Raw genomic sequence first — 12,028 nt, 5'->3', positions numbered from 1 at the left:
AGGCTCCTGTGCGAACTTGCTTGACGCGGCCTATTCCGAGGCGGGTGCGTCTTCCTGTGGCTTCTCGGTGGCGGCCGCGGGCGGGGTCTCGTTCGGGGTCGCCTCGGCAGGTGCGGCGGCGGCGCGTTCCTCGGGGGCGACGGGCATGCCGGGGGCGATGCGCTGCAACCCCTCGACGATCAGCCGGTCGCCGTCGGACAGGCCCTTGCTGACGACCCAGGTGTTCCCCTTGTCCTGCAGGATCGTCAACTCGCGCTGCTCGACCTGGTTCTGGGCATTGACCACCATCGCGATGGGTTGACCCCTGCGGTCGCGCGAGACGCCTTCCTGCGGCGCCAGAATGACTCCGCGCGCCAGGGCCTGCTGGACCACGGCCTGAACATACATGCCGGGCAACAGTATCCGGTCGGGATTGCCGAAGGTCAGCCGCAGTGTGACTACGCCCGTCGTTTCGTTCACATAGGGTTCGGCAGCGGTCAGCGTACCCTTTTGCTGATAGTCGCTGCCATCGGCCAGCCGCAGGGTCACGGTGCGGTCGGGTCCTGCCTGCATCGCCATTTCGCGCCGCCAGCGGATGATTTCGGCGGCGGATTGGGTCACGTCGACATGGACCGGATCGATGGTGCGGATCACGGTCAGGGGCGTCGCCTGGCTTGCAGTCACCAGTGCGCCCTGGCTGACCTGCGCAAGCCCGATCTCGCCATCAAGCTCGGCGCGGACGGTGGTGCGGTCCAGGTCGATGCGGGCGCTTTGCAGCTGGGCCTGCGCGACCTTCACGGCAGCGTCGGCCGCATCGCGGGTAGCAATGGCTGAATCGTTGGTGCTTTCACTGGCGACGTTGCGCTGGCGCAGGGCGCCCAGCCGCTCGGCCTCGCGGCGGGCATTCTCGGCCTGGGCGCGGGCTTGGGCGACGGCGGCCTCAGCCTGGGCGACGGCGGCTTCATAGGTGGTCGCATCGATGCGAAACAGCGGATCGCCGACCTTGACTCGCCGGCCTTCGCCGAACATGCGCTCGACCACGATACCATTGACCTGGGGGCGCACCTCGGCGGTGGCCGAGGCGGTCACGCGGCCGGGCAGGGTGGTCGTCAGGGCCACGTCCTGAGGATGCAGCGTCACCACGGTCACGGGGGTCGGTGGCGCCTCTCCCCCCGCTTGCTGGGCCATGGAAGATGCGGGGACCAGTCCCACTGCGAGCGGCAGGACAAGGGTTCGGGCAATCCGGCGCGCAAGCGCTGACATGTTCGGCTCCGGGAAAGTACTGACCAGTAACGTAATAACGACCAGTTGATCGCGATGATCAATCCCCATTCTGCCAAGCCCGGCGCGATTGTGGCCGCACGCACAAGGGGCGGGCAATGAGCGCGAGTGCTGGCGCACGCGCGCTCACTGGCTGGTCGGGGCCTCGCCTGCCGGCGGAGCCGCCCGGACATGGATCCTGTCAGATTGGGCTTGCGATCCCCGCCGGGCTGATGCTATCCGATGCGGCGACGCGGGTGTATCTCAATGGTAGAGAAGCAGCTTCCCAAGCTGATGACGAGGGTTCGATTCCCTTCACCCGCTCCAAATTCCAGCCACCCGAAATCCATAATTATTAAGATATTTCAGGCGGTAGCTAAGAATTTCTCCAGCAAGCTCAGGACGGCACGCCAGAGTTCTGTGCATCATTTCGCGCCTCTTTTTGGTCATCGCGACCATTGAGATGCTGGAGCGGTTGACACATAGCCGCCGCCATGACCTTGATTTTGCGTGGTTCCACCTGCCATTCAAAGCGCCGTGTCTCGATCCGCTATAGCCGGTTGAAGATCGGCCTTGGGTCGTTGTGTCGCTGAAGCCGGATTCGCGCAGCAGGGCCTAGCCCAAGGCGGCTGAGGTCTGGAACCAGCTGTGCCTTGGCTGGCTTGGCGCACCTCTGGTAAGCCTTTGACTGGGTCTGCCATCGGGTACCATCACCGGGTCCGACGGCGCGTCCGGCGGGTCCCTGTCCCATCTGACCGGAAGCCTCGGGGCCGCGGTCTTCGAAGCGATGCTCACCCGCGTGGTCGCCGGGGGCTTCCAAATGACAAGGCCCCCGACCGTTGGTCGCCTGTCCACTGAAGGTGCTCGCGATCCGCGCCGTCGTCCTGGTGGCGGTCATGTTCATGCACTGAGGGGGCTCAGGCAGCCGGGCGGAATCATGCGCTTACGCCGGCCTGACCGCGACCCGCACGTGGTCGGGCAGCAGCTGTCATCCAGTCCAGGCCCTGCGGCATTAGGGTTCAACCCTTCCAGCCCGATCTGTCACCCCGTCGTCGGGGGGGTGACGCGTTTCGCGAAATCCAGATACGGCATGGCTCGTTGTCTTTGGAAAACCCAACGCCTTTCGCCGCAGCAATCGAACCGCGGGTTCCGGGGGCTAACTCCGATCACGATTCTGTCGTGATCACCTGTCGGGATCCCCGCCGAACCGCCTTTGCCAGTGGCCACAGCGCTAACCGGCTCCCCGTACACGGTGCTGCCGTTGAGGAGCCGGGGAGCGCTCGAGCGGGCTCCGCCTGAAACGACCCAAACTCATTCTAGCACATGCCCGCCGTCGCGCGGGACTTTTTCATTTGGAGACCAGCATGTACCCAGCCGGGATCAAGGGCGCCGCAAGGCCGCTGACTGATATCGGCTCGGCTCGTGTCGGCCGTGTGATCGGCGTCGGCCAGGACGAGATCCGCACCGCGATCGAGGTTGAGACCTCGCGCGGCGAATTCGATAGGAAGGCCAGCCGGAGATGCGGTTCGAGCCGGACGTGTTTTATCGCGAGCTGGGGCAGGGGCCCAAGCGCACCAATCTGGCCTTCACCCTCTGACTGGAGAAGGCAGCGAGCCGGATCGCGAGGTTCATGCGGACTCTCCATCCGCTCTATCCGATCATCTTCGCCCGGCAGCGCGGCACCTTCAGCGGCGCGATACCTCGTCCCTATGCGCTGAACCCGAAGCAGGAGGGCCAGATCGCCAAATTCATCAAAGACTGGAAGTCGGCGTTTGATGCGGGCGTCAAAACTGGCGAACCGCTGAAAGCGAAGTTCTGATTGCAGTTGCCAAAATCGTGGTCTGCGGACTGGCATGACCTCGCATCGACTAACGGGGGACGGGACTTCGGTCCGCCCCCAGGGTGGCTGACGGTAAGATTTCCCTGGGAAACGCTATTTCCTTTGGTCGGGTGGTCGGGCACCATCCCGCAATCCGATTACCATTCCAGAAATTTCGCCGTCGCTTACTTCAACTCTCTGCCAGTGGCGTGCGATTCCTCATTAGGTATGGCCAGAATGAAAGGGCACCTGATTGTCGCAGAAGTTCCCGAGGTTCATAGCTTTCCAAGGACCCACACTTCTCCTCTCCGCAGCCGTCGCTTGCTTTTACACTGGCGTGCAGACGGGGCAGGCCGTGGCGCAGACAGCGCCGGAAGTGCCGGCATCCCTTTCAACGCCAGAGGTTGTCGAGTCGCCGGTCGGCAAGCTGGAATTCAGGGATGGCGTGCCGACAAAGGATACTGCGGAAAAGCTGTACGATAACCTTGACTTCACCTATGCCTACCGCGCCTTCATGGACAACATGCGCGGCGTCAGCATCCGGACCGTGCATAACGAGATGCAAAGGTTGGGGATCAAGGAAAACGAGGTTCTCGTTTTCTCGGACCTCATGGATGCAAAGTCCCTGTTCCTGACGGCCAATGCCGACACGATTTATGTGATGGGCTATCTTGATCTTGCCAAGGGGCCCGTGGTGCTTGAGACGCCGCCGGATTTTCTGGGGGCGGTGCAGGACGCCTGGTTCCGTTGGGTGATCGATATCGGGGTGCCGGGTCCGGATCGTGGCCAGGGCGGCAAATATCTGATCGTCCCGCCCGATTACGACGGACCGCTGCCCGAAGGTGGCTATTACATCTCGCGCGCGAAAACCAACACCGTCCTGTGGTTCGGCCGGTCGTTTCTTGCCAACCACTCAGATCCAAAGCCCGTCGTCGAGACCATCCGCAAATTCACCAAGGTCTACCCCTACGAGGCCGGGGGCGTGGGAACGCCGATCGCGGATTTCCTTTCCGGAACGGCGAAACTCGGGCAGATCAAGCCGCCGCCCGAGACCGTATTCCACGAGGGCAGCGGCAAGGTGATGAACACCGTTCCGCCGAACGATTGGAGCTATTTCGAACTGTTGAACGAAGTGGTCCAGACTGAACCCGCCACATCGCTTGATGCCGAACTGATGGGGCCGTTGGCGTCCATCGGCATCATCAAGGGACAGCAGTTCGCGCCGGATGCGCGCATGAAGAAGATCATGACCGATGCGCTGGCGACCGCCAATGCAACCGCGCGGACGCTGCTTGTCAGCCCGCGTGATCCGAAGTGGTTCTACTACCCCGACTCGTCCTGGTTCAATTTCCTGTTCGATACCGGCTATGAGTTCGAGACGCCCATCCCGAAGATCACCGCGCAAGGCGTCGAGCCATATCCGCCGACCGGCTATCGGACGATGGACGCCCGGACGAACTTCTTCTACGGCATTACCGGCATCACGCCCGCGATGGCGATGCGTCTGCCGGGCATAGGCTCGCAGTATCTGCTTGCCTCGACGGATGCGGACAAGAACCATTTCGACGGTTCCAAGACCTATAAGGTCACGCTTCCGAAAGGCATTCCGGCGGAAAATTTCTGGTCGCTGACCATTTACGACAACATGTCGCGGTCGATGTTGGACACGCCGCAGCGCTTTCCGCGCGCGGGAAGCCAGAGCTATCCATCGGCAGCGGCCGAGACGGAAGCCGATGGCTCGACGACGATCTGGTTCGCGCCGGAGCAGCCGGACGGCGTCGCGCGCGGAAACTGGATTCAAACCGATCCGAAAAAGGGCTGGTTTGTCATCCTTCGCCTCTACAGCCCACTGGAGTCGTTCTTTGACAAATCCTGGCGAGCGGGCGAGATCGAAATGGTGAAGTGAGACGCTATTTTGCAAAACGGGCCACCGGTAATTGGTGCCGTTACGTCAAAGACTATCGTGTTATGACGCGCATTGGTTCCGTCTCTTGCTTTGGTGCCGGGCCGCCGGGTCGGCACCGAAAACTCCCTGAGCTTGCAATTTAGCCATTGCTCGATCGAGTCCGATGCGTGATCAAAACCAGAAGCGATGCCGGGGCGGCGCTGCCGGCCCCGTTCGCGGCCAGCAGCAAAGTCAATTCGGGATAGGAATTGCGATTACTTCTGGCTGACTTGCATCTTCGCCTTGACCTCAGCACCAGACGGCATTTTGACCGTCACGTCTGTCGGCTCAGTATACGCAGATGCGTCGATGTCCTTGAAGATTTCGCACGTGCGCGTTGCGATCTCTTCCGCAGTCATTTCGGTATTCTCTTTCACGATCAACGCTTGATCCGCGCTCATGATCACGTCAGTCGCGCCACAATCGATGCGCAACTCGCGATCTTGGGCTTGGGCAGAAACAACAGATAGGATCGCGATCCCGCTTGCGAGGGTCAGAAGCAGTTTCAGCATTTTCACCTCCCACAATGAATGCCATTCCGACGGGAGTCGGTGGCGCGCGGCATTTTACAGGCCTTCAGTCGGATTGGCTAAAGATTCGTTATTTTCTGCAAAGCCGAACTAGCGTAATTCCCGCACTTTTGCCGCCGACGCTTTGTGGACGTCCGCACGCCCGTAACCGCACGATGGACCTTCTATTGCACGGTCGCGGCGAACGGTCTCAAAGGCTATCTGCTCGGTTCGGCGCGGCGCCGCTAAGCTGATGCGCGGATAAAGCGGAGCTGATCCTAAACCTTCGACAGTTACTCGCGTATGCGGCGTGGCGGAATCGATCACATCTCAATTGAGCCAGCAACAGTCAGATGTAGGCCGTCTCGGCTCATTCATTCGTGGTCGGCAGATGGTGCGGCGGTATGCTCAGCCTGGAAAATCTTGTAGGTGGTGTAATATTTCAAGATGTTCCGAACATAGACAAGTGGTTCCTGACTGATCGTTCGGCCTGCGGCAACCTCGACATTCCCGAACCAGACATTGGGATCGAGGCCCATACTCTCCGCCCGCATGCGCGCTTTGCGAATATTCCCGGGGCCGGCATTATAGGCGGCAAAAGCAAAGCAGGCCTGGTCGAAGGGGGTTATGGCGGGGTCGTTGAAATACACCATTCGGAGATGCCTCAGATACTTGACGCCTGCCTCGACATTCCTCTCGGCCACCTGAATGTCCGGGATGTCGACGTTTGGATCCCGTGCGGTGGCCGGCATGACCTGCATCACCCCGATCGCGCCGGCATCGCTGCGCTTTGACTGGTCCAGGCGCGATTCCTGATAGCCCTGAGCGGCGATGAGGACGGGATCGAAATCGTAAGTCGTGGCGTGCCGCCGGATGTAGCCGATCGTCTCGACGAACTTCGTGTCCTCGCCCGGAGCGATTGCATTCACAAGCCGCGTCGGATCGGCAATCCAGCGACGATACAGGATATTGCCAAGCTCCGTGCCCTTGCGTGCCTTTGCGACAAAAGCATTTGTCGCCTTCATCAACTCGGGAGAGCCCTTGCGGATTGCCCACGCGATTTTGCCGTCCTTGCTGAAGACGAGGTCCTCATGCACGACGAGGTTCTCGAAAATCTGCTTGAAAAGCTCAGCCTTGTGACTGTCAAGGATGACAGCGGGAATGACGCCTACATTGACGAGCTCAGCCAGATCGTAGTCTTCGAGTGCCTCGTCAGCTGCAATAATCGGGATTGGCACCATTCCTGCACCGGATCGGGTCGCATTCAATGCCACGAGGTGCTCGTGGTAGCTGCTCGACGGGCGGACATGCACTCCAATCGTCCCGAGATCGTCGAGCGTCGCGATGTCCGGGGCTGCAGGACCTGTTACCAAAAGCTCGCTTACATCGCGCAGCATTGGATCCGCAAAGTCCACCCGCTCGGATCGGCGTGGTGTCACCGTCAGATTGGCGCTCAGAACGTCCACCCGACCGTCGACAAGCGCATCGATCATTTTGTCTCGCGTCAGCGGCATCAGCGCCACGGTCAGCGTTTGAGCCTTCGGACCGAGCGTCTTGCGCAGGTGAGCCTCGAACTCGCGCCCGAATTCGACAGCGATTCCGCTTTGCTTGGCACCTTCATAGACAAATGTCATCGGTTCCTGGGGCACGCCCATCCGGACAAATCCCCGCTGCACCATGCCATCAAGGTCGCCAGTCCACGGGCGCAACATCGCGGCAATCATCGCGTCTTCGGTGAGTTCCGCGTCAGTGAGAGCTGCGGTGTCCTGATCCTCCAGAACATGCTGAGCAATTGCCTCGGCGCTGCCAAGGCAGACCCAGACCGCAACCAGAACCACAGCGATTCCCCGTGCCATGACGGACCCAGAAAAACGACTCGCGTGTCGAGTTTACCACTTTCCCGAATGCGCTTCGATGTCTCACCATGAAGGGTAGCCGCCACGCGGGGCATGGGTGCGCGCGTGGCAGGACGAGTTCACTGGGCCCCGACCGCGCTTGGTCAGCCGAGAGAGCTGCCAAGCCCGATTTCAGAAGCCTATACCGATGCTCACGCCACCTCGCCTCATGCATCCCCCAGGCGTTAGCCATCGGCTCGAGGTGAAGGGATTGGAGATATCCTCTCCAGCCTTTTCCTTCTTCTCAAGGATATAGCGCATCCGTTGACGCTGGTCGCTGCAGCTCGTTTCAGCCCCGATCTGAACGAGATCCATGCGACTGAATACATGCGGGTTGAGACCCAGGATCGCAGCTTCCTGGATATGTCCGGGGGACAATGGCTTGCTATCCGCGAGGGCCGTTCCCGTCATGGCAGCAAAAGCCAACACGACGAAAGTGAGCTTCCTGATCACCTGACGCCTCCATCTCAGACACGGCTGCCATCGATGTGGTATCTTTGGAGGGAAATAGAAGAGCCGTGAGGAATTCACCCGCTCCATCCCATCCCCGTGCCTGACCGCGATGGCACGCAGGACGCGCTGTCGTTCAGCGCAATCCCATCTCGGCAAGGGCGCGGGCAATTTCCGGGGGTAGGCTGGGCTCTTGGCCGCGCCCGGCGGGCAGGTCCGGTGGCGCGTCCGTTGCGCTGAGATAGCGCCAGCCCTGGAACGGACGACGTGGCACGGCCGCGGTGCGGACAAGGCCCGGACCAAGGATCAGGGCGCAGCGGCGGATGCCGTCCTCTCCCTCCACCTCCTCCAGCCCCAGCAGGGGTTGGCGGGCCTGCATGACGCCTTTGAACACCCAGTAGATCGAGCCGCCGTTCAGCAACTCAGCCTCGCGTTTGGGCCACATCCGGGTCACATGGCGCGCCGGACCGCCGGCCCAGCGGCTTTTCTGCCATTCTTCCAGCTCGACCGGGCTGTCGCAGCCGACGCAAAGCTTCATGAGGTTCAGGGTGCTGGTCATGCGCCAGATATATCCCCCGGCACGGCGGGTGCAACCTTGCGCCCTGTGGATAAGGCAGATACCCCCCGAGGCCTGCCAACATGACAAGAGGTGATCATGTCCGAACCCCTCGCACCCCCGGTCCACAAGCAGCCGTTGCCCGAATTCATCGCGATGCTGGCCGTGATCTTTGCGGTCATCGCCTTCTCGATCGATTCGATGCTGCCGGCGCTGCCCGAGATCGCGGCGGCGCTGACGCCCGAAAACGTCAACCGTGCCCAGCTTGTGCTGACGGCCTTCGTGGCCGGAATGGGGGTCGGCCTGTTCGTGGCCGGGCCGCTGTCGGATGCCTATGGCCGCAAACCGATCATTACGGCGGGATTTGCGCTTTACGCGGTCGCCGCCATCGCTGCCGTCTTTGCCAACTCGCTTGAAATGCTGCTGGTCGCGCGCTTCGTGCAGGGTCTTGGCGCCGCCGGGCCGCGTATCGTCTCGCTCGCGCTGGTCAGGGACCTGTATCAAGGGCGCGAGATGGCGCGGATCACCAGCTTCGTCATGATGATCTTCATCCTGATTCCGGCGGTTGCGCCGTCGGTGGGCGCGGGCATCATCCATTTCGTCGGCTGGCGCGGCGTCTTTGGTTCGTTCGTTCTGCTGGCGTTGCTGGGCAGCCTTTGGATGAACCTGCGGCAAGAGGAAACGCTGCCGCCCGCAAAGCGCCGCCCGATGCGGCTTGGCAGCATGATGGCCTCGGCCCGCGAGGTGCTGGGCAACCGGCAGGTGCAGCTGGTCACGATCGTCATGACCCTGGGATTCGGCCAGATGTTTGCGTTGCTCAGTTCGGCCCAGCAGCTCTTCTCGGAGACCTATGGCCGGGGTGAGGATTTCCCCAAGTGGTTTGCTGCCATGGCGCTGTTGAGCGGGACCGGAACCATGCTGAACGCGCGCTATGTCCTGCGCCTGGGGATGCGGCGCATCGTCAGAAGCGCCTATGCCATGCAGGTCGTCGTATCGACGGTGATGTGCGTGCTGGTCCTTGGCGACCTGCTGCCGCCCGCCCTGCGCTTTCCGGCCTTCTTCATGTGGGCGGTCAGCGTCTTCTTCATGGCGGGCGTGACTTTCGGCAACCTGAACGCGATGGCCCTGCAACGCATGGGACATGTCGCGGGCATGGCGGCGTCGGTCATTGCGGCCGTGTCGACCATCGGTGCGGTCCTGATCGCGGCCCCCGTGGGCCAGCTGTTCGACGGCACTGCCCGGCCGATCATCCTGGCGACGCTGGTCTGTTCGGCGCTCGCGCTGTGGCTGATGCGCTGGGTCGAGGAAGTCTGAGACCGGGGGCGCGCAAGCGCCCCTATCCATCAACGGGCGTCCGAGCAAGGATTTGTTCTGAGGGGATAAAGTGGCAGCCCGTAGGGGAGTCGAACCCCTCTTTTCAGGTTGAAAACCTGACGTCCTAACCGATAGACGAACGGGCCACTTCAGCGTCACCATCTGGCGACGAGAGGGCGTTTAGGCCAGCGCGGCGCGCTCCGCAAGAGGCAGTTTCACTTCTTCTGTGGGTAAACGCTTTTTTTTCGATCGGGCCGCGTCAGGCAGGATACGGACAGAAAAAAACGCCGCCGATCAGCTAGATCGCGGCGCGCATCCCGGTCATCTCAGGAAGAAGTGGCAGCCCGTAGGGGAGTCGAACCCCTCTTTTCAGGTTGAAAACCTGACGTCCTAACCGATAGACGAACGGGCCACTTTCTATCTCCGCAAGGCAGTGCCCTGCGGCGTGGGGCGGTGTTTAGGGCAGGGGCGCGATGCCTGCAAGCGGAAAAATGACCTTCTGGTGAAGTTTTTTACCGCAGCCTTGTTTCCTGCGTCAGACGACCGGCGCAGCATCGTCCAGCCGCAGCCTGACGCGTTCGCGCCCACCCCATTGCGACAGTTCCAGCTTGCCCGCCAGGTGAAAGCGCCGACCCTTGGCGCCCAGCAGGGCGGGACCAAGGGGGCCGGTCATCGCGCCCCAGGCCACTGCCTCGATCGGCTGGCTGCCGGGACTGCGAAAGCGCAGGCGCAGGTGGCTGTCGCCCATTGTCGAGGCGCTGTCGATCAGCTGGTCGGCAAAGGCGAAACGCGGCGCCGGAGCTGCCTGCCCGAAGGGACCGGCTCGTTCCAGCATCTGCATCAGCTCGACAGTCGCGCCCGCAGGGTCGAGCAGGCCCGAAATCCGCAACTCTTCCGCTCCGGCACGCTCGGACATCTCGCGGGCCAGAAGTTCGGACAGGCGTGCCATCGCGGCGGGAATCAGCGCCTCTTCGATGGTCAGACCCGCGGCCATGGCGTGCCCGCCGCCTTTCAGCAGCAGCCCCTCGGTCGCCAGCCGCTGGATCGCCCGGCCAAGATCGACGCCGGGAACCGAGCGGGCCGAGCCCTTGCCGATGCCGCCTTCGATGCCGATCACGACCGAGGGCAGGCCGGTCGCTTCCTTGACGCGCGCGGCGACGATGCCGACGACACCGGGATGCCAGCCCTGATCCGCCGCCCATGCGACCAGCGAGTCGCTGCCCCTGGCTTCGATCTGGGCGAGCGCAGCTTCGCGCACGGCGGCCTCGATGGCGCGACGGTCGCGGTTCAGGTCATCCAGCTGGGCTGCCAGTTGTTCGGCCTGGCGGCTGTCGGTACAGGACAGGCAAAGCGCGCCCAGATCGGCGCGACCGACGCGGCCCCCGGCGTTGATGCGCGGTCCCAGCAGGAACCCCAGGTGGAAGGCGCTGGGGGCGGAATCGAGCCGGGCGACGTCGGAAAGCGCGACCAACCCCGGACGGCCACGCCGCGCCATGATGACCAGCCCCTGACGGACAAAGGCGCGGTTCACCCCCACCAGCGGCGCCACGTCCGCGACTGTGGCCAGCGCCACCAGGTCCAGCAGCCCGATCAGGTCGGGCTGCGCGTGGCCGGCATCGCGCAACAGCCGGTTGCATTGCACCAGGGTCAGGAAGACCACGCCCGCCGCGCACAGGTGACCCAGGGCGCCGTCTTCGTCCACGCGGTTGGGGTTGACCACGGCCAGCACCGGAGGCAGCGTTTCGGCCCCCTGGTGGTGGTCCAGCACGACCACGTCGCGGGGGGCAGCGGCGGCCAGCGCCTCATGGCTGAGCGTACCGCAATCCACGCAGACGATCAGGTCGTGATCCCGCGCCAGCGCCGAGATGGCCGGGACGTTCGGGCCATAGCCTTCGTCGATGCGGTCGGGGATATAAAGCGTGGCCTGCTTGCCCTGCTGACGCAGCCAGTCGATCAGCAATGCCGCGGAAGAGCCGCCGTCGACATCGTAATCGGCAAAGATTGCGATGCGCTGTCCCTTCAGGACGGCCTCGACGATGCGCGCGGCGGCCTTGTCCATGTCGCGCAGGACAAGGGGATCGGGCAGCAGGTCGCGCAGCTTCGGATCAAGAAAGGATTGCGCCTCGGGACCGGAAACCCCGCGCGAGGCGAGGATGCGGGTGACGGGCAGGGGCAACCGGCTTTCCTGCGCCAGCGCCTCGGCGGCCCGGTTAAGCTGGGCGTCGGGGCCGCGCCAGAATCGGCCGGTCAATGAGGATTCGACGGAAAGAAAGGCGGTCATGGGTTGCTTCATCCCCCATG

9 protein-coding genes and 3 tRNA genes are annotated in these 12,028 nt (G+C 62.8%); 4 read left to right on the top strand and 8 right to left on the bottom strand.

Translation table 11 applies throughout. The annotated features are described in order from the left end of the window. Positions 1-30 precede the first annotated feature (30 nt). Complete coding sequence (locus ACO2Q4_RS14855) at positions 31-1,242, bottom strand: efflux RND transporter periplasmic adaptor subunit (protein ID WP_311760762.1); 1,212 nt, start codon at positions 1,240-1,242, stop codon at positions 31-33. 250 nt (positions 1,243-1,492) lie between these two features. Between ACO2Q4_RS14855 and ACO2Q4_RS14850 the strand changes: the two genes are divergently transcribed. From ACO2Q4_RS14850 to ACO2Q4_RS14840, 3 genes are all read left to right on the top strand, one after another. After that, positions 1,493-1,566 (top strand) — tRNA-Gly (locus tag ACO2Q4_RS14850). A gap of 1,303 nt (positions 1,567-2,869) precedes the next feature. Next, positions 2,870-3,058: a hypothetical protein gene (locus ACO2Q4_RS14845; RefSeq protein ID WP_423320222.1), complete on the top strand. Its 189-nt coding sequence runs from the start codon at positions 2,870-2,872 to the stop codon at positions 3,056-3,058. Between the two features lie 355 nt (positions 3,059-3,413). Further along, positions 3,414-4,964, top strand: a complete 1,551-nt coding sequence (locus ACO2Q4_RS14840; protein WP_423320220.1) for a DUF1254 domain-containing protein — start codon at positions 3,414-3,416, stop codon at positions 4,962-4,964. A gap of 254 nt (positions 4,965-5,218) precedes the next feature. Here ACO2Q4_RS14840 and ACO2Q4_RS14835 read toward each other — a convergent pair whose 3' ends face one another. From ACO2Q4_RS14835 to ACO2Q4_RS14820, 4 genes are all read right to left on the bottom strand, one after another. Beyond that, positions 5,219-5,515, bottom strand: a complete 297-nt coding sequence (locus ACO2Q4_RS14835) for a hypothetical protein (protein WP_395135134.1) — start codon at positions 5,513-5,515, stop codon at positions 5,219-5,221. A 371-nt stretch (positions 5,516-5,886) separates the two neighbouring features. Next, positions 5,887-7,368 (bottom strand): transglycosylase SLT domain-containing protein, encoded by a 1,482-nt coding sequence (locus ACO2Q4_RS14830; protein ID WP_423320218.1) that lies wholly within the window; start codon positions 7,366-7,368, stop codon positions 5,887-5,889. Between the two features lie 171 nt (positions 7,369-7,539). After that, positions 7,540-7,860, bottom strand: coding sequence for a hypothetical protein (locus tag ACO2Q4_RS14825; RefSeq protein ID WP_423320216.1), 321 nt, complete (start codon positions 7,858-7,860; stop codon positions 7,540-7,542). A 133-nt stretch (positions 7,861-7,993) separates the two neighbouring features. Next, positions 7,994-8,416 carry a DUF1489 family protein gene (locus ACO2Q4_RS14820; protein ID WP_423320214.1) on the bottom strand — a complete coding sequence of 141 codons (423 nt, stop codon included), beginning with the start codon at positions 8,414-8,416 and terminating at the stop codon, positions 7,994-7,996. Between the two features lie 96 nt (positions 8,417-8,512). Between ACO2Q4_RS14820 and ACO2Q4_RS14815 the strand changes: the two genes are divergently transcribed. Next, positions 8,513-9,727, top strand: coding sequence for a multidrug effflux MFS transporter (locus ACO2Q4_RS14815; RefSeq protein WP_423320212.1), 1,215 nt, complete (start codon positions 8,513-8,515; stop codon positions 9,725-9,727). Positions 9,728-9,798: 71 nt separating this feature from the next. On the opposite strand, the gene ACO2Q4_RS14810 is transcribed toward ACO2Q4_RS14815, so the two are convergent. The 3 genes from ACO2Q4_RS14810 to recJ form a co-directional block, all read right to left on the bottom strand. Next, positions 9,799-9,873, bottom strand: a tRNA-Glu gene (locus ACO2Q4_RS14810). A gap of 191 nt (positions 9,874-10,064) precedes the next feature. Further along, positions 10,065-10,139 (bottom strand) — tRNA-Glu (locus ACO2Q4_RS14805). Positions 10,140-10,262: 123 nt separating this feature from the next. Next, complete coding sequence (recJ, locus tag ACO2Q4_RS14800; RefSeq protein ID WP_423320210.1) at positions 10,263-12,008, bottom strand: single-stranded-DNA-specific exonuclease RecJ; 1,746 nt, start codon at positions 12,006-12,008, stop codon at positions 10,263-10,265. Positions 12,009-12,028: the final 20 nt, after the last annotated feature.

This window comes from Paracoccus sp. KR1-242, from assembly GCF_049446195.1.
In the GTDB taxonomy this organism is placed as follows: domain Bacteria; phylum Pseudomonadota; class Alphaproteobacteria; order Rhodobacterales; family Rhodobacteraceae; genus Paracoccus; species Paracoccus broussonetiae.
Note: the sequence above shows the minus strand (reverse complement) of the source record. Positions and strands in the feature narration are given on the sequence as shown.

Bases quoted from the DNA above. Each gene is read 5' to 3' on its own strand.
- ACO2Q4_RS14855 (WP_311760762.1), bottom strand. From the start codon at position 1,242: ATGTCAGCGCTTGCGCGCCGGATTGCCCGAACCCTTGTCCTGCCGCTC.
- ACO2Q4_RS14845 (WP_423320222.1), top strand. From the start codon at position 2,870: ATGCGGACTCTCCATCCGCTCTATCCGATCATCTTCGCCCGGCAGCGC.
- ACO2Q4_RS14835 (WP_395135134.1), bottom strand. From the start codon at position 5,515: ATGCTGAAACTGCTTCTGACCCTCGCAAGCGGGATCGCGATCCTATCT.
- ACO2Q4_RS14830 (WP_423320218.1), bottom strand. From the start codon at position 7,368: ATGGCACGGGGAATCGCTGTGGTTCTGGTTGCGGTCTGGGTCTGCCTT.
- ACO2Q4_RS14820 (WP_423320214.1), bottom strand. From the start codon at position 8,416: ATGACCAGCACCCTGAACCTCATGAAGCTTTGCGTCGGCTGCGACAGC.
- ACO2Q4_RS14815 (WP_423320212.1), top strand. From the start codon at position 8,513: ATGTCCGAACCCCTCGCACCCCCGGTCCACAAGCAGCCGTTGCCCGAA.
- recJ (WP_423320210.1), bottom strand. From the start codon at position 12,008: ATGACCGCCTTTCTTTCCGTCGAATCCTCATTGACCGGCCGATTCTGG.